This is a genomic window from Amorphus suaedae (genome assembly GCF_053629675.1).
The window spans coordinates 1452097-1471064 of the sequence record NZ_JBRJIT010000002.1; the positions used below are offsets into that span (position 1 = coordinate 1452097).

The 18968-nt window shown below is 72.7% G+C and carries 22 protein-coding genes; 20 read left to right on the plus strand and 2 right to left on the minus strand.

The window, feature by feature from the left end; translation table 11 throughout:
• Positions 1 to 129: 129 nt before the first annotated feature.
• The 17 genes from AB7M35_RS20470 (at position 130) to AB7M35_RS20550 (ending at position 15794) form a co-directional block, all read left to right on the plus strand.
• Positions 130 to 1317, plus strand: a complete 1188-nt coding sequence (locus AB7M35_RS20470; protein WP_453962317.1) for a phage portal protein — start codon at positions 130 to 132, stop codon at positions 1315 to 1317.
• Between the two features lies 1 nt (position 1318).
• Entirely contained in the window at positions 1319 to 1507 is a 189-nt protein-coding gene (locus AB7M35_RS20475) for a hypothetical protein (protein ID WP_453962318.1), read from the plus strand.
• An 860-nt stretch (positions 1508 to 2367) separates the two neighbouring features.
• Positions 2368 to 2517: a hypothetical protein gene (locus AB7M35_RS20480; protein ID WP_453962320.1), complete on the plus strand. Its 150-nt coding sequence runs from the start codon at positions 2368 to 2370 to the stop codon at positions 2515 to 2517.
• Entirely contained in the window at positions 2514 to 3176 is a 663-nt protein-coding gene (locus AB7M35_RS20485; RefSeq protein ID WP_453962322.1) for an HK97 family phage prohead protease, read from the plus strand. Before AB7M35_RS20480 ends, AB7M35_RS20485 begins: the two co-directional genes overlap by 4 nt.
• Positions 3177 to 3291: 115 nt before the next feature.
• Positions 3292 to 4551, plus strand: coding sequence for a phage major capsid protein (locus AB7M35_RS20490; RefSeq protein WP_453962324.1), 1260 nt, complete (start codon positions 3292 to 3294; stop codon positions 4549 to 4551).
• Between the two features lie 375 nt (positions 4552 to 4926).
• Entirely contained in the window at positions 4927 to 5490 is a 564-nt protein-coding gene (locus tag AB7M35_RS20495) for a head-tail connector protein (RefSeq protein ID WP_453962325.1), read from the plus strand.
• Positions 5487 to 5819 carry a phage head closure protein gene (locus AB7M35_RS20500; RefSeq protein WP_453962326.1) on the plus strand — a complete coding sequence of 111 codons (333 nt, stop codon included), beginning with the start codon at positions 5487 to 5489 and terminating at the stop codon, positions 5817 to 5819. The genes AB7M35_RS20495 and AB7M35_RS20500 overlap by 4 nt, the downstream gene beginning before the upstream one ends.
• Positions 5819 to 6226, plus strand: a complete 408-nt coding sequence (locus tag AB7M35_RS20505; protein ID WP_453962328.1) for a DUF3168 domain-containing protein — start codon at positions 5819 to 5821, stop codon at positions 6224 to 6226. The genes AB7M35_RS20500 and AB7M35_RS20505 overlap by 1 nt, the downstream gene beginning before the upstream one ends.
• Before the next feature lie 477 nt (positions 6227 to 6703).
• Positions 6704 to 7132 carry a hypothetical protein gene (locus tag AB7M35_RS20510; RefSeq protein WP_453962330.1) on the plus strand — a complete coding sequence of 143 codons (429 nt, stop codon included), beginning with the start codon at positions 6704 to 6706 and terminating at the stop codon, positions 7130 to 7132.
• A gap of 693 nt (positions 7133 to 7825) precedes the next feature.
• Positions 7826 to 8239, plus strand: coding sequence for a phage major tail protein, TP901-1 family (locus AB7M35_RS20515; RefSeq protein WP_453962331.1), 414 nt, complete (start codon positions 7826 to 7828; stop codon positions 8237 to 8239).
• Positions 8236 to 8580 (plus strand): gene transfer agent family protein, encoded by a 345-nt coding sequence (locus AB7M35_RS20520; RefSeq protein WP_453962332.1) that lies wholly within the window; start codon positions 8236 to 8238, stop codon positions 8578 to 8580. The genes AB7M35_RS20515 and AB7M35_RS20520 overlap by 4 nt, the downstream gene beginning before the upstream one ends.
• A 152-nt stretch (positions 8581 to 8732) precedes the next feature.
• Positions 8733 to 8909, plus strand: a complete 177-nt coding sequence (locus AB7M35_RS20525) for a phage tail assembly chaperone (RefSeq protein WP_453962333.1) — start codon at positions 8733 to 8735, stop codon at positions 8907 to 8909.
• 10 nt (positions 8910 to 8919) lie between these two features.
• Positions 8920 to 9510 carry a phage tail tape measure protein gene (locus tag AB7M35_RS20530; protein ID WP_453962335.1) on the plus strand — a complete coding sequence of 197 codons (591 nt, stop codon included), beginning with the start codon at positions 8920 to 8922 and terminating at the stop codon, positions 9508 to 9510.
• Between the two features lie 431 nt (positions 9511 to 9941).
• Positions 9942 to 10586, plus strand: a complete 645-nt coding sequence (locus AB7M35_RS20535) for a phage distal tail protein, Rcc01695 family (protein WP_453962336.1) — start codon at positions 9942 to 9944, stop codon at positions 10584 to 10586.
• On the plus strand, positions 10583 to 11464 hold the full coding sequence (locus AB7M35_RS20540) for a DUF2163 domain-containing protein (protein ID WP_453962337.1): 882 nt from the start codon (positions 10583 to 10585) through the stop codon (positions 11462 to 11464). Before AB7M35_RS20535 ends, AB7M35_RS20540 begins: the two co-directional genes overlap by 4 nt.
• Entirely contained in the window at positions 11461 to 11901 is a 441-nt protein-coding gene (locus AB7M35_RS20545) for an NlpC/P60 family protein (protein ID WP_453962339.1), read from the plus strand. Before AB7M35_RS20540 ends, AB7M35_RS20545 begins: the two co-directional genes overlap by 4 nt.
• Positions 11901 to 15794, plus strand: a complete 3894-nt coding sequence (locus AB7M35_RS20550; protein ID WP_453962340.1) for a baseplate multidomain protein megatron — start codon at positions 11901 to 11903, stop codon at positions 15792 to 15794. The genes AB7M35_RS20545 and AB7M35_RS20550 overlap by 1 nt, the downstream gene beginning before the upstream one ends.
• A 214-nt stretch (positions 15795 to 16008) precedes the next feature.
• Here AB7M35_RS20550 and AB7M35_RS20555 read toward each other — a convergent pair whose 3' ends face one another.
• Positions 16009 to 16209 carry a hypothetical protein gene (locus AB7M35_RS20555; RefSeq protein ID WP_453962341.1) on the minus strand — a complete coding sequence of 67 codons (201 nt, stop codon included), beginning with the start codon at positions 16207 to 16209 and terminating at the stop codon, positions 16009 to 16011.
• A gap of 476 nt (positions 16210 to 16685) precedes the next feature.
• Between AB7M35_RS20555 and AB7M35_RS20560 the strand changes: the two genes are divergently transcribed.
• The 3 genes from AB7M35_RS20560 to AB7M35_RS20570 are packed head-to-tail and all read left to right on the plus strand — an operon-like array spanning position 16686 to position 18275.
• On the plus strand, positions 16686 to 17708 hold the full coding sequence (locus tag AB7M35_RS20560) for a peptidoglycan-binding protein (RefSeq protein WP_453962342.1): 1023 nt from the start codon (positions 16686 to 16688) through the stop codon (positions 17706 to 17708).
• Positions 17705 to 18103 carry a hypothetical protein gene (locus tag AB7M35_RS20565; protein ID WP_453962344.1) on the plus strand — a complete coding sequence of 133 codons (399 nt, stop codon included), beginning with the start codon at positions 17705 to 17707 and terminating at the stop codon, positions 18101 to 18103. The genes AB7M35_RS20560 and AB7M35_RS20565 overlap by 4 nt, the downstream gene beginning before the upstream one ends.
• Positions 18060 to 18275, plus strand: a complete 216-nt coding sequence (locus AB7M35_RS20570; protein ID WP_453962345.1) for an anaerobic dehydrogenase — start codon at positions 18060 to 18062, stop codon at positions 18273 to 18275. Before AB7M35_RS20565 ends, AB7M35_RS20570 begins: the two co-directional genes overlap by 44 nt.
• Positions 18276 to 18370: 95 nt before the next feature.
• On the opposite strand, the gene AB7M35_RS20575 is transcribed toward AB7M35_RS20570, so the two are convergent.
• A complete protein-coding gene (locus AB7M35_RS20575) occupies positions 18371 to 18949 on the minus strand; it encodes an OmpA family protein (RefSeq protein WP_453962347.1) in 579 nt (192 codons plus the stop codon).
• Between the last annotated feature and the right edge of the window lie 19 nt (positions 18950 to 18968).

The window sequence follows — 18968 nt, forward strand, 5'->3', positions numbered from 1 at the left end:
CAACACAATGACAGGCGCTGCGGTCCGCCGCCCTGGATCCCCGCTTTCGCGGGGATGAGCGGGGATTCGGGCGGGGGGGCGGAGAACCCTGCGTCACGACCATTCCTCGTTTCAACACAGGACCCTCACATGCTGATCGATCGCTTCTTCAGGCGGGCGGGCGGAGCGGCCGCGCCCGAGGCGAAGGCCTCGCGGACCGGGCCGGTGATCGCCGTGTCGACCCTCGGCCGGCCGGTGTGGACGCCGCGCGATTACGGGGCGCTTGCCCGGGAGGGCTTCGGGCGCAACCCAGTGGTCTACCGCTGCGTGCGAATGATCGCGGAGGCGGCCGCCAGCGTGCCGATCCTGCTTTATCGCGGCGAGGCCGAGATCGAGCGCCACCCGCTCACCGACCTGCTGGCCCGGCCGAACGGAGGCCAGGCGGGGACGGGGCTGCTGGAGGCCGTTTACGGGCACCTGCTGGTGGCCGGCAACGCCTATCTGGAGGCCGTCAGCGTGGAGGGGCGGGTGCGCGAGCTGTTCGCGCTGCGGCCCGACCGGATGCGCGTGCTGCCGGGGCCCTCGGGCTGGCCGGAGGCGTTCGAGTACACCGTCGGCGGCCGCTCGGTGCGGTTTGCCCAGGGCGGCGAGGGGCTGCCGCCGATCCTGCACCTGACGCTGTTCCATCCGCTCAACGACCACTACGGCTTCGCGCCCATCGAGGCGGCGCAGACGAGCCTCGACATCCACAACGCCGCCGGCGCCTGGAACAAGGCGCTGCTCGACAACGCGGCGCGGCCCTCCGGCGCGCTGGTCTATTCCGGCGGCGACGGCACGCTGACGGCCGACCAGTTCGAGCGGCTGAAGAACGAGCTGGAGGAGGGCTACCAGGGCGCGCGCAACGCCGGGCGGCCGCTGCTGCTGGAGGGCGGGCTCGACTGGCGGGCGATGGCGCTCACCCCGAAGGACATGGACTTCATCGAGGCGAAGAACCAGGCGGCGCGGGAGATCGCGCTCGCCTTCGGGGTGCCGCCGATGCTGCTGGGCATCCCCGGCGACAACACCTACGCGAACTACCAGGAGGCCAACCGGGCGCTCTGGCGCCAGACGGTGCTGCCGCTGGTGGGGCGCACGCTGGAGGCGCTGGGCGGCTGGCTCGGCCCGGCGTTCGGCGATGGGCTGATGCTTGCCTGCGACGCCGACCGGATCGAGGCGCTGGCCTCCGAGCGCGAGGCGCTGTGGCGGCGGCTGGAGGCGGCGTCGTTCCTGAGCGAGGACGAGAAGCGGGCGGCGGTCGGCTACTCGCCCCGGGCGGATGCCGCGCCTCCGGAGGGATGAGGTGGACCCGGTCACCCAGTCGGTCGTCGAGCGCGGCGACCTCGCGCACCTGGCGCTGTTCCTGTGGGCGAGCTCGGCGAGCGCGCTGGCGGTGTGGGCGCTGCGCGAGCTGGCGGCGTCGAACCGGCGGTTCAACGACTTCGTCAACGAGATCGCCCGGCTGACGTCGATCTTCCGGGAGCGGGGTTAGGGGAGGGTTTTGGTCGGCTCACGCCGGATGCGCTCACGCGCATCGGCTCCGCGAGGGCGGCCTCCGGCCGGCGCGCGGTCGCGCGCTGGTGGGAGAGATGCGGCGTGGCGGAGGTTGGTCAGTTCCGGACCACCTATCACCCGCTCATTCCAGCGAAGGCTGGAATCCAGATACGGCGGAAAACCGGGGCGACCTGGTGAGAGGATGGATGGGGTGGCGGCAACGGGCCTTTTCCCGCTCCCGGCTCGCGGCAGACTCAGCAACTGGATTCCAGCCTTCGCTGGAATGAGCGGAGTTTTGGGGGTCGGCTTTTTGTATCCGTCATCCCGCTGAGGTTTGCCGACAGGCCCCATGGATCCCCGCTTTCGCGGGGATGAACGGAGACTGGGGCCGGCGCAGGTGCGCGTGGGCTAGGCCTCGCCGGACTGCACCCACCAGCGCGCGACCGCGCGCCGGCCGGTCAGGCCGCCCACCCGGAGCCGGTGCGCGGAGCGCATCCGGCGTGAGGGGACCAATAAAACTGCAACAGGCGCTGCGGTTTGCCGCCCTGGATCCCCGCTTCCGCGGGGATGAGCGGAGTTTGAGGGCGCTCCGCGCGACACACGCGAGCCCTGTCCGGACTGCACCCACCAGCGCGCGACCGCGCGCCGGCCGGTCAGGCCGCGCCCCGTGCAGCGGCGCGCGAAGCGCGCTCGCGTGAGCGGACCAAACCAGGCCGCCCTCCCGGAGCCGGTGCGCGCAGCGCACTCGGCGCGAGGGGAACAGAAAAACCGACACAGCCTCCGAGGCTGCGGCCTGCGGCCCTGGATCCCCGCTTTCGCGGGGATGAGCGGAGATTTGGGCTCTTCTGGAGACAGCACATGCAGAGGCACAGCAAGGGTTCGGCGGGTCTCACCGCCGACCACAGGGGTGTGTTTGCCGAGTTCGTGGCGGAGGTGGCGCGGCTGATCGGGCGGTCGTCCGGAAGCCGGTCCGGCCGGGGGCCGCGCATCGTGGAGGTGGGCCGATGAAAAAGGCCTGGGATCGGGCGGACGGGGTCGACCGCGATGCGCTGGGTGACCGCGAGGCGGCCGAGACGAAGGCGGCAACGACGGTGGACAGGGGCGCCTTCGCTGCGCCGTCCGGTACCGCGCTGGAGGTGAAATTTTCCCCGGCGCCGCAACCGACGGTGTCCATGGACGGGTCGTTCTCCGGCTACGCGACGCTGTTCGGCCGGGCCGATCTGTCGGGCGACGTGGTGGCGCCGGGGGCGTTTGCGGCGGCGCTTTCGGCCAAGGGGGCGGGGGCGGTGAAGCTGCTCTACCAGCACGACCCGGCGGAGCCCATCGGCCGCTGGCTGACGATCGCCGAGGACGCGCGCGGCCTGTTCGTGCGCGGCCGGCTGACCACCGAGACGACCCGGGCCCGCGAAGTGCGCGCGCTGATGCGAGAGGGCGTGCTGGACGGGCTCTCCATCGGCTTCAGGACGGTGCGCGCCCGCACCGACCGGGCGACCGGCCACCGGATCCTCATGGAGGTCGACCTCTGGGAGATCTCCATCGTGACCTTCCCGATGCTGCCCGAGGCGCGGGCCCGGGCGGCGAAGGCCGCGGCGGTCTCCATCGCCACCGACCGGGCGCGGCTCGCCGCCGGCTTCCGGCAGGCCGCCCGCCTCATCCGCTCCGGCTGACCGCCGGGCGCCCCAATCGACCCTTGCGCGCACGCCCCCTGCGGCCGGATCCGGGCCGCGGCCGGGCGGACGCGCCCCTTTCGTCATCCCGTTCCATCCAAGCGAGGACAGCAGAATGACCGGATTGCATGATCACGCCGTCGAGACCAAGGCGGCCGCCACCGACGGGGAACTCGGCGCCGCGTTCTCCGACTTCATGGGGGCGTTCGAGGTCTTCAAGGAGACCAACGACCGCCGCCTCGGTGACCTGGAGAAGCGCTCCAGCGCCGACGTGGTGACGCTGGAGAAGCTCGACCGGGTCGACCAGGCGCTGGACGCCCACAAGGCCCGCGTCGACGAGCTCGTGCTGAAGGCGCGCCGCCCGGCGATCGGCGGCGACGCTTCGGCGTTCCGCAACGGCGTGACGCTGGAGCACAAGGCGGCGTTCGAGGCCTATGTGCGGGGCGGCCGCGACCACGACCTGAAGGCGCTGGAGACGAAGGCGCTGACGGCCGCCTCCGACGACGCCGGCTACCTGGTGCCGGAGGAGGTGGACCGCGAGATCGGCCGCCGGTTGGCGCAGATCTCGCCGATCCGCGCCATCTCCGGCGTGCGGCAGATCTCCGGCACCGGCTACAAGAAGCCGTTCGCCACCTCCGGCCCGGCGGCGGGCTGGGTCGGCGAGACCGACGCCCGGCCGGAGACGGCGGCGCCGGTACTGAAGGAACTCGTGTTCCCGACCATGGAGCTCTACGCCATGCCGGCGGCCACCGCGACGCTGCTCGACGACGCGGCGATCGACATCGGCCAGTGGCTGGCGGAGGAGATCGACCAGGCGTTCGCCGAGCAGGAGGGGGCGGCCTTCGTGGCCGGCGACGGCGACAAGAAGCCGACCGGGTTCCTGAGCTATCCCACCGTCTCCGAGAGCGCCTGGGCCTGGGAGAAGATCGGCTACCTCGCCACCGGCGTCGACGCGGCGTTCCCGGCCGCCGACCCGGGCGACGTGCTCATCGACCTCGTCTACGCGCTGAAGGCCGGCTACCGCCAGAACGCCAGCTTCGTCATGAACCGGCGGACCCAGGCGGCGGTGCGGCGGATGAAGGACGGCGACGACACCTATCTGTGGCAGCCGCCGGCGGTGCCGGGCGGGACGGCCTCGCTGATGAACTTCGCCGTGGTCGAGGCGGAGGACATGCCGGACATGGCGGCCGATGCCATGGCGATCGCCTTCGGCGACTTCCGCCGCGGCTACCTGATCGTCGACCGGATGGGGGTGCGGGTGCTGCGCGATCCCTATTCCGCCAAGCCCTACATCCTCTTCTACACCACCAAGCGCGTCGGCGGCGGCGTCCAGGACTTCGACGCCATCAAGCTGCTGAAGTTCGGCGCGAGCTGAGCCGCGCTCAGGAATGTCCACCGCACTCCGCTCACTCCCGCGAAGGCGGGAGTCCAAGGCGGCACGCTCCGAAGCTGCGGCCCCTGGCCCTGGATCCCCGCCTTCGCGGGGATGAGCGGAGTTGGGGGGCGCTTTGGAGACCCACGGCAGGCCTGTCCGTACCTCACCCACCAGCGCGCGACCGCGCGCCGGCCGGAGGCCGCCCTCCCGGAGCCGTCGAGCGCAGCGAGATCGGCGTGAGGGGACCAAACCAGGCCGCCCTCGCGGAGCCGCGAGCGGACCAAACCGGCGTGAGCGTCAAAAACTCAACCGATCTCCCCCGCGCCACCTGGCCCGGCTTCACCCGAAGCCGGGCCTTCTTTTTCCGGAGGGACCATGACAGCCATCCTGACCGAGCCGCCCGCGCTGGAGCCGGTGACGCTGGCCGCCGCCCGAGCGCATCTGCGCGTCGACGGGGCCGAGGAGGACGCGACGATCGTCGACCTGATCGCCGCCGCCCGCCGGCACGTGGAGGCGGCCACCGGCCGGGCGCTGCTGGAACAGGGCTGGCGGATCGTCCGCGACGACGTGCGGCCGGCCGGCATCGTGCGGCTGGAACCGGCGCCGGTGATGTCCGTCGACGCGGTGAGCCTGCGCGGCGCCGACGGCACCGCGAGCGTGCTGCCGCCCGACGCCTACATGGTCGACCTCGTCTCGTCGCGGCTGCGCATCCTGCCGGGGGCGCGGCCGGCGCTGTCGGCCTCTCAGGTGGAGATCGACATCACCGCCGGCTACGGCACCGAGCCCGCCCACGTGCCCGAGCCGCTGCGCCAGGCGGTGCTGATGCTGGTGGCGCACTGGTTCGCCCACCGGGAGGCGGCGCTCGCCGCCGTGCCGGAGCCGCTGGGACTGGGCGTCGACAGCCTGATCCGGCCGTACCGGCTGACGAGGGTGTCATGAGCGCGGACCTGCCCATCGGCGCGCTCGACCGGCGCGTCCGGATCGAGGCGCCGCTCAGCACGGCCGACGGCGCCGGCGGGGCGACGGTGGTGTGGGCGGCGGTTGCCACCGTGTGGGCGAAGGTGGAGGCGCTTGCGGCGGCCGAGCGCGACCGCTCCGGCCGCCTCGATGGCGTCGCCACGCACCGGGTGACGATCCGCGCGCGGGACGGGGTCGCGAGCGGCCAGCGGCTGGTGCTCGGCGGGCGGTCGCTCGCCGTGCTGGCGACGCGGCCGGCCGGGCGGGGCGACCGCTATCTGGTGCTCGAGGCCGAAGAGGAGGGACGCTGATGGACGCGGGGATTGCGCTGCAGGCGGCCATTCATGCCGCCCTCGTCGGCGACGCGGAGCTGGTGGGGCTGCTCGGCGGGGCGCGCGTGCACGACCGCGCGCCGCGCGGCGCCGCGCATCCGTTCGCGGCGTTCGGCGAGGCGAGCGAGCGGCCGATCGACGGCGACCTGCCGCCGCTCAAGGAGCACCGGCTGGCGTTGGAGATCCATTCCACGGCGCAGGGCCGCGCCGAGGCGGCGGCGATCGCCGCGCGCATCGAGGCGGTATTGTCCGGGGCGGCGCTGTCGCTGGAGGGGCACCGGCTGGTGTCGCTGCGCCTTACCGACCGCGCGGTGCGCGAGGCGCGCGACCGGAAGTCGGTGGTGGCGACGTTGCGGTTCCGGGCGGTGACGGAGGTGGCGCAGTAGGGGCTTTCCGGTCCGGTGCTTTGGGTGACGGGGAGGCCTAGTTGGGTTTCGCTGGTGCTCGTCGTGCGGCCCTGGACTCCCGCCTTCGCGGGAGTGAGCGGAGTTTGTGGCAGAGGCGGGAGAGCCATACACCCGCTCATTCCAGCGAAGGCTGGAATCCAGGTGCTGAGCTTGCTGCGGGCCGCAGGGCTGGATGTGGTGCGGGGCGGCGGGCCGCGCGCGTCCTCTGGCGTCCTGGCCCGGTTCGACGGTCGGATCTGGATTCCAGCCTTCGCTGGAATGAGCGGAGGTTGGGGCCGGGTTTGGGGACACGTCATTCCGTCTGGACCTGCGGGCAGGCCCTATGGATCCCCGCTTTCGCGGGGATGAGCGGAGTTTGGGGCGCGGCGCTTCGCACCCATCATCCTGTCGTGACGGTGGGAGATTCACCCTCTATCGTGCGGGCAGAGACGGTGATTGCCCGAGGGAGCGAGACGGATGAAGACGAGGACGATGCTGGCTGCGCTGGTGGCCTGTGGGCTGGCGCAGGGGGCTGCGGCGGCGGATTTCGACGGCGAGTGGGACGCGCTCAGCAACACGGCGACGTCGATCACCGGCAACATCGAGATCTCCGCGAAGACCATCCAGTTCCAGAACGGCACCAAGCTGGGCATCGCGCCGGCCGGTTCGGCCAAGGGCAACTGGGGCGGCCAGAGCGCCTCGGTGGAGGGCGAGATCTTCAAGCTCGCGCCGCCGGCCGATCCGGAGCTCCTGAACGGCAACAAGTTCTGCGGCATGCCGGGCAACCCGGCGACCTTCGTCGTGCTGACGCCGCTGGACGGCGGGCTGAGCCTGATCGTCTACACCGGCAACGAGACGCCGACGCCGAACTCCGACCTCTGCGCGATCTACAACTACGCCAGGTAGGGGCGTGACGGCCTGAAGGCTGGGGCGGGCGGGCTACGCGCGTCCGCTCGCGTCCTGGTCTGGATCGACGGCCATAGCTGGATTCCAGCCGTCGCTGGAATGAGCGGAGTTTGGGGTAGGTCGGCGGATTCCGTCATCCCGCTGAGGTTTGCCGAGAGGCCCTATGGATCCCCGCTTTCGCGGGGATGAGCGGAGATAAAGGCGGGCGCCGCGTGACACACGGCGTGCCTGTCCGGACCCACCCACCAGCGCGCGACCGCGCGCCGGCCGGTCAGGCCGCGCCCGGTGCAGCGGCGAGCGGACCAAACCAGGCCGCCTCCCGGAGCCGGGGCGCGTGAGCGCATCCGGCGTGAGGGAAACAAAGAAACTGCAACAGGCTCTGCGGTTTGTGGCCCTGGATCCCCGCTTTCGCGGGGATGAGCGGAGATTGGGCGGGGGCCGGGTGACACATGCGGACCCTATCCGGACCGCACCCGCCAGCGCGCGACCGCGCGCCGGCCGGAGGCCGCGCCCGCGCAGCGGCGCGCAAAGCGCGCTCGCGTGAGCGGACCAAACCAGGCCCGGGGCTGAGGCCGGGGCAGACGTGACCGACCAGGGATCGACGCGATCGCCGGGTGCCCGAGGGCGCCGGGGCGGTCGCGCGCGTCCGGACCCCCGGACGAACCGACGCATTCACCAGACAGGGAGGCGCAGATGGGCGCACAGCGGGGCAGGGACCTCGTGCTCCGGCTCGACGAGAGCGGGGCGGGGTCGTTCGTGACGGTCGCGGGGCTGCGCGCCCGGCGGCTGTCGTTCAACGCCGACACGGTGGACGTCACCGACACAGAGTCGGCCGGGCGCTGGCGCGAGCTCCTCGACGGGGCCGGCGTGCGGCGCGCCAGCCTGTCGGGATCCGGCATCTTCAAGGACGCTGCCTCGGACGCCGCGGCGCGCGCCATCTTCTTCGCCGGCGCGATCCGCAGCTGGCAGCTGGTGATTCCCGATTTCGGCACCGTCTCCGGGCTGTTCCAGCTGACCGGGCTCGACTACGCCGGCAACCACGACGGCGAGGTCACCTACGAGATCTCGCTGGAATCGGCCGGCGAGCTCGCGTTCCAGGCGGCATGAGCATGGCGAACCGGCATCGCGGCGAGATCGCCGCCGTCCTCGACGGGCGGCGCTTCACCCTCTGCCTGACGCTCGGCGCGCTGGCGGAACTGGAGGCGGCGTTCCAGGCCGACGACCTGGTCGGGCTGGCGGAACGGTTCGGCTCGGGCCGGCTGAAGGCCCGGGACGCGGTCAAGGTGATCGGGGCGGGGCTGCGCGGCGCCGGCCATCCGGTCGAGGACGACGAGGTGGCATCGATGACCACCCACGGCGGGGCGGCGGGCTTCGCCGCCATCGTCACCGATCTGCTGACCGCCACCTTCGGCGGGGAGGCGGAGGGGGACGACGCGGACCCTGGCTAGAGCCGTTCGGCCTTCCAGAAGAAGGCGGAACGGCTCAGAGCCGTTGTCTTGTCGCGTTTCCGGACGGCGAACCGGTTCCCACTTCGCCTGGAAACGCTTCGGCGCCGTTCGGCCTTCGCGCGGAAGGCGGAACGGCTGAAGACCCTCGTCCGGTGGCGTTTCCCTGGACCGAGGCGATGCGCTTCGGGCTGGGCCGGCTCGGGCTCGCGCCGGCCGCCTTCTGGGCCATGAGCCTGCCGGAACTGATGGCGGCGCTGCCGCCTGCCGGCGCGGCGGCGGGCGAGACCCGCCGGCTGCGCGCCCTGATCATCCGCGACGACCAACGCTGAAGGAGCGACCATGGCGACCGATCCCAACGATCCCGGCGCGGGCTTCGACGCGGCCGCGCTGGAGGCGGCGGTGGCGCGCACCTCCGCTGACCTGGAGCGCGCCGCGGAGCGCTTCTCCACCACCGTCGTCGGCGGGCTGAAGCAGGCTGTGCTCGAGGGCAAGCGCCTCGACGGCGTGCTGGCGGCGGCGGCGCGCAGCATTTCCGCCTCGGTGCTGAAGGCGGCGCTGAAGCCGCTGGGCGAGACGCTGCTCGGCGATCTCGGCGGGCTCGGCACGTCGCTGCTGTCGGGGGCGGCCGCCGGTGCGGTGAAGACGGCGGGCAACCTGCTGCCGTTCGCCGACGGCGGGGTGATCGGCGCGCCGACGACGTTTCCGCTGGCCGGCGGCCGGACCGGGCTTGCCGGCGAGGCGGGGCCGGAGGCGATCCTGCCGCTTTCGCGCGGACCGGACGGACGGCTCGGCGTGTCGGCAGGCGGCGGTGCGCCGGTGCAGGTGACGATGACGGTGACGACGCCCGACGCCGAGAGCTTCCGGCGGTCGGAGGCGCAGGTGACGGCGATGCTGGCCCGCGCGGTGGGGCGCGGGCGGCGGGGGAGCTGAGGGGGCTTCCGTCTCCGATGCTGCGGCATGGGGCCCTGGATCCCCGCCTTCGCGGGAATGAGCGGAGATTGGGGCGGGGGCGGAGAGAACCGGCCTCCGGCCGGTCCGGCGCACACCCGCCAGCGCGCGACCGCGCGCCGGCCGGAGGCCGCCCACCCGGAGCCGGGGCGCGCGAGCGCATCCGGCGTGAGGGGACCAAGAACCGCGACAGGCTCCGGGGATTGCCGCCCTGGATTCCCGCTTTCGCGGGAATGAGCGGAGTTTGGGGTGGGGGGCGGGGAGAACCGGCCTCCGTCTCGTCCGGACAGCACCAGCCAGCGCGCGACCGCGCGCCGGCCGGAGGCCGCGCCCGCGCAGCGGCGCGCGAAGCGCGCTCGCGTGAGCGGACCAGCAACCTGCGCTCGCGTGAGCGAAAAACAGGATCAGAGCCAATGACAACGGCCTTTCACGAGGTGCTGTTTCCGCTTGCCGTGGCATTCGGGGCGAGCGCGGGGCCGGAGCGGCGGACCGAGATCGTCGTGCTCGGTTCCGGTCACGAGGAGCGCAACGCGCGCTGGGCGGATTCCCGGCGGCGCTACGATGCGGGCTCGGGCGTGCGCTCCCTCGACGACCTGCACGCGGTGGCGGCCTTCTTCGAGGAGCGGCGCGGCCGGCTGACCGGGTTTCGCTACCGCGATCCGGTCGATCATCGGTCCGGGCCGCCGAGCGCCGCGCCGACGCCGCTGGACCAGCATATCGGCACCGGGGACGGAGCGACGGCCACGTTCCAGCTGACCAAGACCTATGGCGGCGCGCACGCGCCCTGGGTGCGGCGGATCGACAAGCCGGTGGCCGACAGCGTGCGGGTGGCCGTCGGCGGGGTCGAGCAGGCGGTCGGCGCGCAGGTCATCGTGGACGGCGCGACGGGGGTGGTGACGTTCCAGCCCGGACATGTGCCGGGCATCGGGGCGGCGGTGACGGCGGGCTTCCTGTTCGACGTGCCGGTGCGGTTCGACACCGACCGGCTGGAGATCTCGCTGACGGCGTTTGCCGCCGGCGCGCTGCCGTCCGTTCCGATCGTGGAGATCCGGCTGTGAAGACGCTTCCCGAAGGACTCGCGGCGCATCTCGCCGGCGGCACCACCACGCTCTGCCGCTGCTGGCGGCTGACGCGGGGCGACGGCGCGGTGCTGGGCTTCACCGACCACGACCGGGACCTCGTCTTCGACGGCGTGGTGCATTCGGCCGAGGGCGGGCTGGCGGCGAGTTCCGACGTTGCCGCCAGCGGGCTCGCCGTCGGCGGCTTCGAGATCGAGGGGGCGCTGACCGACACGCGGCTGGCGGCCGGCGACCTGGAGGGCGGCGTCTACGACGGCGCGGCGGTGGAGCTGTGGCTGGTCAACTGGGCGGCGTCGGACGAGCGGGTGCGGCTGCGCCGGGGCACCATCGGCGAGGTGACGCGGGCGGACGGGGCGTTCCGGGCGGAGGTGCGCGGGCCGACCGTCGACCTCGATATCGTGTCCGGCCGGCTGTTCCAGCCGCGCTGCGACGCGGATCTGGGCGACGGCCGCTGCGGCGTCGACCTCGGCGATCCGGCGTACCGGCTGGAGGCGGAGGTGACCAGCGTGCACGGCCGCGCGGCGCTCTCGGTGAGCGGGCTCGAGGGCTTCGCCGACGGCTGGTTCGCCCATGGGCGGCTCGCCTTCACCAGCGGCGCCAACGCGGGGCGGGCGGCGGAGATCAAGGCGCACAGCAACGCGACGTGGCGGATAGAGCTGTGGCAGCCGATGGCGGCCGACATCGCGACCGGCGACCACGTCGTGCTGACGGCCGGCTGCGACAAGCGCTTTGCCACCTGCACCGAGCGGTTCGCCAACGCGCTGAACTTCCGCGGCTTCCCGCACATGCCGGGCAACGACGCGGCGCTGTCGTCGGCCTCGGCCGGCGGCGACAACGACGGCGGGAGGCTGGCGTGAGCGTGACGCGCGCGGAGATCGTGGCGGCGGCGGAAGGCTGGCGCGGCACGTCCTATCGCCATCAGGGCTCGCTCAAGGGCGTGGGGTGCGACTGCCTGGGCCTGGTGCGCGGCGTCTGGCGGGAAACCATCGGGCCGGAGCCCGAGCCGGTGCCGGTCTACACGCCCGACTGGGCCGAGGCCGGCGGCGAGGAGGCGCTGGCGGCGGCGGGCTTCCGGCACCTGGTGCCGGTGGCGCCCGAGGCACGGCGGCCGGGCGACCTGCTGCTGTTTCGCTGGCGCATGGGGGTGCCGGCCAAGCACGTGGGCATCCTGGCGACGCCCGACCGCTTCCTGCACGCCTACGACGCGGCCGGCGGGGTGGTGGCGAGCCCGCTGTCGCCCTGGTGGACGCGCCGGCTCGCCTTCGTCTTCGCCTTTCCGGGAGTGCGCGACTGATGGGAACGCTGGTCCTCTCCACCGCCGGCCAGGCCGTCGGCGGCCTGTTCGGGCCGGTCGGCGCGCTCGTCGGCCGCGCCGCGGGCGCGCTCGCCGGCGCGGTTGCCGACGACGCGCTGTTCGGCGGCTCGAAGGCGTCGACGCCGACGGGAAAGCTCGACGACCTGGGCGTTCAGGCCTCGACGGAAGGCACGCCGATCCCGCGCGTCTACGGCCGGATGCGGCTGTCGGGCACGGTGATCTGGGCCACCCGCTTCGAGGAGACGGTGGTGGTGGAGGAGAGCGCCGGCGGCAAGGGCGGGGCGCAGCCGGAAAATTCGTCGTACGCCTATTTCGCCAGCTTCGCCGTCGGGGTCTGCGAGGGGCCGGTCGCCCGCATCGGCCGGATCTGGGCCGACGGCAAGCTCATCGACCGGGAGGCGGTGACGCACCGCGTCCATCTCGGCGCCGCGGACCAGATGCCCGATCCGCTGATCGAGGCGAAGCAGGGCACCGCGCCGGCCTATCGCGGCCTCGCCTACGTGGTGTTCGAGCGGATGCCGGTCGGGCCCTACGGCAACCGGCTGCCGCAGCTCTCCTTCGAGGTGATCCGCGTGGTCGACCGGCTGGAGGGGATGCTGCGGGCGGTGACGCTGATCCCCGGCGCGACCGAGTTCGGCTATGCGCCCGACGAGGTGCGGCGCACCCTCGGCCCGGGACGCGGCGTCAGCGACAACCGGCACGTGACGACGGCGGGCTCCGACCTGGAGGCGTCGCTGGACGAGCTGCAGGCACTGTGCCCGCGGCTGGAGCGGGTGTCGCTGGTGGTGGCGTGGTTCGGCGACGACCTGCGCGCCGGCCACTGCCGCATCGAGCCGAAGGTGGAGGACGCCACCCGCGAGACCACCGGCGCGACCTGGCGGGTGAGCGGGCTGGAGCGCGGCGAGGCGCGGCTGACCTCGCGCATCGAGGACCGGCCGGCCTACGGCGGCACGCCGTCGGACGCGAGCGTTATCGCGGCGATCCAGCACCTCAGGGCGCGCGGGCTGAAGGTCGTGTTCTACCCGTTCGTGCTGATGGACATTCCGGCCGGCAACGGCCTGCCGGACCCCTACGGCGAGGCGGAGCAGGCGCCGCACCCCTGGCGCGGGCGGATCAGCGTGCACCCGGCGCCGGGCCAGCCGGGCTCGCCGGACAAGACGGGGGCAGCGGCCGAGCAGGCGGCGGCGATCCTGGGCGCGGCGGGGCCGGGCGACTTTACGGCGGCGGACGGCGGGATCGCCTATTCAGGGCCGGACGAGTGGTCGCTGCGCCGGATGATCCTGCATTACGCGCACCTGTGCGAAGCAGCCGGCGGCGTCGATGCGTTCCTGATCGGGTCGGAGCTGCGCGGGCTCACCTGGACGCGCTCGGATCCGGGCACCTATCCGTTCGTGGCTGGCCTCTGCGACCTCGCCGACGACGTGCGCGGCGTGCTCCGGGCGGAGACGAAGATCTCCTACGCGGCGGACTGGTCGGAATATTTCGGGCATCAGCCGGCCGACGGCACCGGCGACGTCCACTTCCACCTCGATCCGCTGTGGGCGCGGTCGGCGATCGATTTCGTCGGCATCGACGTCTACTGGCCGCTGTCGGACTGGCGCGACGGCGACCACCTGGACGCCGCCGACGCGGCCGGGCCGACCGATCTCGCCTATCTCGCCGGCAACCTGGCGGGCGGCGAGGGCTTCGACTGGTTTTATGCGAACGCCGCGGACCGGACGGCCCAGACGCGCACGCCGATCACCGACGGCGCCGCGGGCAAGCCCTGGGTGTTCCGCTACAAGGACCTGGCCGGCTGGTGGGGCAACGCCCACCACGACCGGCCGGGGGGCGTCGAGGCCGGCGCGCCGACCGCCTGGAGCGCGGGCATGAAGCCGGTGTGGTTCACCGAGGTGGGCTGCCCGGCGATCGACCGCGGCGCCAACCAGCCGAACGTCTTCTACGATCCGAAGTCGTCGGAATCCTTCTTTCCATACTTCTCCTCCGGCGGCCGCGACGATGCCGTCCAGCGGCGCTATCTGGAGGCGATCGCGGCCGGCTTCGATCCGGAGTTCGGATCGGACGCGACGGTGAACCCGCCGCACCCGGGCGAGGGCTGGCGGATGGTGGCGGCCGACGGGATCCACGCCTGGACCTGGGACGCGCGGCCGTTCCCGGCCTTTCCCCAGCGCGAGGACGCCTGGTCGGACGGGCCGAACTGGCAGCGCGGCCACTGGCTGAACGGCCGGCTGGGCGGGACCAGCCTCGCCGGCCTGGTGCGGGCGCTGTTTTCCGACTGGGGCCTTCCCGATCCCGAGATCGTCGGGCTGGACACGGTGATCGACGGGATCGCCATCGAGGCGCCGGCGACGCTGCGCACGGTGCTGTCGCCGCTTGGCGAGGCGTTCGGCTTCGTCGGCATCGACGCCGGGACGCACGTGCGCTTCGCCGACCGGGGCGGGCGGCTCACCGCCACCATCGCCGAGGACGATCTGGTCGACACCTTCGGCGCCGAGGGCGTGCTTGCCTCGGTGGTGCGCGAGCAGGCGAGCGAGCTGCCCATCGAGCTGCGGCTCTCCTACCGCGACACGCTGAAGGACTTTTCCGCCTCCACCGCCTTCTCCCGGCGGCTGGTGGGCGCGAGCCGGCAGGTGGCCGACCTCGCGCTGCCGGCCGCGCTCTGGGACGGGCTGGCGGGGCAGGCGGCGGAGCGGCGGCTGCACGCGCGCTGGGCGGAGCGGACGCGGCTGTCGTTCGGGCTGCCGCCGAGCCGGGTGGCGCTGGAGCCTGGCGACGTGGTCGAACTCGCCACCCGCGCCGGGCCGCGCACGGTCACGCTGGAGGAAATCGAGGACGCCGGCCACCGGCAGGTGGAGGCGCGCAGCCACGAGGCGGCCGTGTTCCGGCCGGCTGCCGCCGTCGGCGTCGGCCGGACGCCAGCGCCGGCGGCGAGCTACGGCCCGCCGCACGTGGTGTTCCTGGACCTGCCGCGCCTCGTCGACGGCGACGACCATCGGCCCAGGGTGGCGGTGTTCGCGGCACCGTGGCCGGGGGCGGAGACGGTGTGGCGGACCGCCAGCGGGGCGAGCTTCGAGGCGGTCGCGACGGTGGCGGCGCCGGCGACGATGGGCACGCTGGCGGCGCCGCTGGGCGCGGGACCCCTCGGCCGCTGGGACCGGGGAAACACGGTGCTCGTCGACCTGGCGGGCGGCAGCCTGGCGAGCCGGGCCGAGGCCGACGTGTTCGCCGGTGCCAACGCGCTGGCGGTGCGCTCGGCGGCCGGGACCTGGGAGGTGCTGCAGTTCGCGGTGGCCGAGCTGGTGGCGGAGCGGCGCTACCGGCTGAGCCGGCTGCTGCGCGGCCAGCTCGGCACCGAGGACGCGATGGCGGCGGGCCATGCGGCCGGAACCGCGGCGGTGCTGCTGACGCCGGCGGTGACGACGGTGCCGCTGGACCGCAGCGCCGTCGGGCTGGCGCGGACCTACCGCATCGGCCCTCCGTCCGGCGGGATCGCGGGAGCGGCGGTGGTGGAGACCGTCTTCGCCGGCACGGGCAGGGGCCTCGCGCCGCTGAGCCCGGTGCATCCCCGCGCGCGGCGGACGGAGGACGGACGGGTCGTCCTGTCGTGGATCCGCCGGACGCGGGTGGGCGGCGACGACTGGACCGGCGAGGACGTGCCGCTGGGCGAGACGGTGGAGCGCTACCGGCTGGAGATCCTGGCGGGCGGGGCGGCGGTGCGGACCGTGGAGGTCGGCACGCCGGGCTTCGTCTACGAGGTGGCGGACCAGATGGCCGATTTCGGCGGGTTGCCGGCGGCGCTGGAGGTGCGCATCGCCCAGGTGGCGATCGGGACGGGAGCGGGGATCGCCCGCACGGCGACGTTCAATTTCTGATTGACGGGGCGCTGTGAGGCCGGCAGGCCGAAGAGGCGATCGGGCGGCGCTGTATCGCCGCGCCGGGCGATGTCACGCCGTCATTAGGCCAGGCCGAATACCGGTGGATTGTCTTGATGAAGCGCCCATCTGGGCGGAAGCGCCGAGGCGATATCTTGAGATCAAGTGGGTGAAGTCTCGATTTCGCGTTCGCAGTCCGAGTGTCCAAGATCTTCTAGTGGTAGATTTTCTTGGCGCGACCCTTGTGCTTCTTCTCGAGGCTCAGCCACATGAAGTCCTGGTTGGAAATCCAGATGAAATACCAGCGCCCCAGCCTCACCATCGGGACTTCGCGCTTGCGCTCATAGCTCTGCAGCCACCCGCGCGTCTTGATCTTCAGCGTGCCGCCAATAAGTCCGACCTGATAATGTGGCAAAGTCGTCCCCCGCCTTGTCGTCCGATAATCGTCGCACGCAGAAACATACAAGATCGAATCGATCAGGTTTTACCAAGTTGCATGGTGCGGCGCAAACTGTTTGCACGCCCCAGTAGTCCCCCCGACGGCATCGGCATCGCGTGAAACCCCAGGGTTTCCGGTGCGGACCGTCCGTCGGCGCCACCCACCGCACCAGCGACACGCTGTCGCGGCCGATGCCGTGGATTGCAACGATGCGAGGGCTCAGAGCCGAGGTGCGCTCGGCAACGCCCGCCGACGAGGCTTGTGCCTGATCATCGTCATCGTTCGCGGTTTCGGGACTGCGAAGTCCAGAATGGAATCGCCGACCTAAAATTGCAACGGCTAACTATGCCGCGCGCGACACCGACGGGGCCTTTCGCCGGAATCAGGCTGGAAACCGGCCGATTCCGGATCCCGGCCCGAACCGCATTTCTCCACACATTCAGGACACTGCGATGACAATGACCCTGAAGTCGCGCGACCGCGCGGCGCTTGCGGGCGTGCACCCGGATCTCGTACGGATCGTCGAGCGGGCGGCCGAGCTCTCACCCGTTCCGTTTCGTGTGTTCGAGGGGGTGCGGAGCGTCGAGCGGCAGCGCGAGAACGTTCGCCGCGGCGTTTCGAAGACCATGAACTCCCGGCACATCCGGGCGGCGAACGACGTCGGCCACGCGGTCGACCTGGTGCTGGCCTTCGACGTGGACCGCGACGGCGACATCGACGGCGCGGATCTGTGGGCAAGCCCGGCGTCTCCGCAGGGCGCTGATGCTTGGCGGCGGCTGGAAACGGCGGTGAAGGCGGCCGCGCGGGAGCTGGGCGTGCCGGTCGAATGGGGCGGCGACTGGCGCTCCTTCAAGGACTATCCGCACTGGCAGCTGCCCTGGGGCGCCTATCCGCCCGACCGGCCGGTGGCGGCCGCGCCGCCCCGCCCCGACACCGGCGCTGGGGACGGGGACGACGCGGCGGTGCTCAGGGCCTATCAGGCGAAGCTGCGCCGGCTCGGCTACGCGGTGCCCGTCAACGGACGCCTCGACGACCGCACCGGCTTCGTGCTGCGTGTCGCCCAGCGCCAGAACGGGCTGGCGGCCGACGGCATCCTCGGACCGCGCACCCGCACCGCCATCGACGCGATGATCGCCGCCCGCGCCCGCGGGGAGGCGGCGGGCGCCGGCCTTGCCGTGGCCGACACGGAGGAGGTGGCGGCCGCCGGGCCGGCCACCGAGGAGAGCGACCAGCAGGCCGCCGCGAAGCAGGCGCTGGCTGTGGGCGGCGGCGGGGCGCTGGCGGGCGCGGGGCTCGCCGGCCAGGGGATCGAGCAGGCGGTGGAGGCGGCGCGCCAGGGGCAGGCGATCTTCACCCCGGGCACGCTGGTGCATGCCGCGTTCGGTCTCGCCGTCGCCGGGCTGCTGGGGTTGCAGGCCTACCGCACGATGAAGCGGGCGGGCGCGCTGCCGCGCTGGCTGGGAGGGGCGGCGTGATCGCCGCCGCGATGGCGGCCGCGGCCCTGGCGGGCCGGATCCCATGGAAGGTGTGTGCCGCCACCGCGCTGCTGCTCGCCGGCTGGTGGGCGGTGGACCGCGCCTACGACCGGGGCCGGGCCGACTGCGCGGCCGCCGCGAGCCGGGCCATCGCCGCGGAGCGGATGCGCCAGGCCCTGGCCAACGCCGAGGCGCTGCGGGCGGGGGCCGAGATCGCCACCGCGCTCGCCGACGAGAACGACCGGCTGAAGAGCCTTGTTGCGGAGATTGCCGATGAAAGCCGTGACCTGCCTGACGGCGGTGCTTGCGGGATCGATCCTGACCGGCTGCGCCTCCTCGACCGGATCGGCGGTGAGGCCGAGCCTCGCGGAGCCGCCGGCGAGCCTCACCCGTGAGTGCGACGACCCGGTGCGCCTGTCCGCCGCGACCGATGCGGGGGCGGCCGCCTCGCAGGCCGCCGTCGTGGAACTGTGGGCGCGGGACCGGGCCGCGCTGGTGACCTGCAAGCGGCGGCACCAGGGGCTGCGGACGTTCTATGGCGTGCGGGATGCGGGGCTGCGCGGCTAGTGGCGAAAAGGCCCCGGGCAGGCCCTGCCTCTCGCCAACGCAAAACGGGCGGGGAAGACCCCGCCCGTTCCGTCGTTCGTCCGGATCGGCGTGCGCTACTGCGCCGGACCCAGGTTGATGAGCTGCACCCGGCGATTGACCTCGCTGTACGGGTTGGCCGGATCGCGGAGATCCTCTTCGCCGAGCCCGACGGGGATCAGCATGTTCGCCGGGACGTAGAAGGTGGTGGTCAGCGCCTCGACGATGGCGTTGGCGCGGCGCTGGCTGAGGTCGAGGTTGTACTCGCGCTTGCCCTTGGCATCGGTGTGACCGATCACGAGGAACTGGTCGCCGCCGAGAAAGACGGTGTGCAGGGCGTCGGCGATGAGACCCAGCGACTCGTAGGATTCCGGACGAATGCGGTCGGAATCGAAGTCGAAGGTAATCTCGACGATGAACTGCCGCAGCTTGGCGAGCTGGGACTCGATCGGCAGATCGGTCGTCGAATCGTCGCCGGGATGCAGGCGGATGTTGTCGAGGGCCTGCTGGCGGATCTCGTCGGCGGTGATCTGAAGCCGGGCCCGCTCGACGTTCTGCAGGTTGTTGATGATTTCATTGCGCGTGAGCGCGGTCTGGGCGGACGCGGGCAGCGACAGAAGCGCCAGGGCGGCCGCAGCGAGGATCAGTCTCTTCATGGGATCTACTCGGCTCGTT

Bases quoted from the DNA above. Each gene is read 5' to 3' on its own strand.
- AB7M35_RS20505 (WP_453962328.1), top strand. From the start codon at position 5,819: ATGGACGCGGGGATTGCGCTGCAGGCGGCCATTCATGCCGCCCTCGTC.
- AB7M35_RS20560 (WP_453962342.1), top strand. From the start codon at position 16,686: ATGACAATGACCCTGAAGTCGCGCGACCGCGCGGCGCTTGCGGGCGTG.
- AB7M35_RS20515 (WP_453962331.1), top strand. From the start codon at position 7,826: ATGGGCGCACAGCGGGGCAGGGACCTCGTGCTCCGGCTCGACGAGAGC.
- AB7M35_RS20535 (WP_453962336.1), top strand. From the start codon at position 9,942: ATGACAACGGCCTTTCACGAGGTGCTGTTTCCGCTTGCCGTGGCATTC.
- AB7M35_RS20550 (WP_453962340.1), top strand. From the start codon at position 11,901: ATGGGAACGCTGGTCCTCTCCACCGCCGGCCAGGCCGTCGGCGGCCTG.
- AB7M35_RS20520 (WP_453962332.1), top strand. From the start codon at position 8,236: ATGAGCATGGCGAACCGGCATCGCGGCGAGATCGCCGCCGTCCTCGAC.
- AB7M35_RS20490 (WP_453962324.1), top strand. From the start codon at position 3,292: ATGACCGGATTGCATGATCACGCCGTCGAGACCAAGGCGGCCGCCACC.
- AB7M35_RS20480 (WP_453962320.1), top strand. From the start codon at position 2,368: ATGCAGAGGCACAGCAAGGGTTCGGCGGGTCTCACCGCCGACCACAGG.
- AB7M35_RS20500 (WP_453962326.1), top strand. From the start codon at position 5,487: ATGAGCGCGGACCTGCCCATCGGCGCGCTCGACCGGCGCGTCCGGATC.
- AB7M35_RS20510 (WP_453962330.1), top strand. From the start codon at position 6,704: ATGAAGACGAGGACGATGCTGGCTGCGCTGGTGGCCTGTGGGCTGGCG.
- AB7M35_RS20485 (WP_453962322.1), top strand. From the start codon at position 2,514: ATGAAAAAGGCCTGGGATCGGGCGGACGGGGTCGACCGCGATGCGCTG.
- AB7M35_RS20575 (WP_453962347.1), bottom strand. From the start codon at position 18,949: ATGAAGAGACTGATCCTCGCTGCGGCCGCCCTGGCGCTTCTGTCGCTG.
- AB7M35_RS20495 (WP_453962325.1), top strand. From the start codon at position 4,927: ATGACAGCCATCCTGACCGAGCCGCCCGCGCTGGAGCCGGTGACGCTG.
- AB7M35_RS20470 (WP_453962317.1), top strand. From the start codon at position 130: ATGCTGATCGATCGCTTCTTCAGGCGGGCGGGCGGAGCGGCCGCGCCC.
- AB7M35_RS20530 (WP_453962335.1), top strand. From the start codon at position 8,920: ATGGCGACCGATCCCAACGATCCCGGCGCGGGCTTCGACGCGGCCGCG.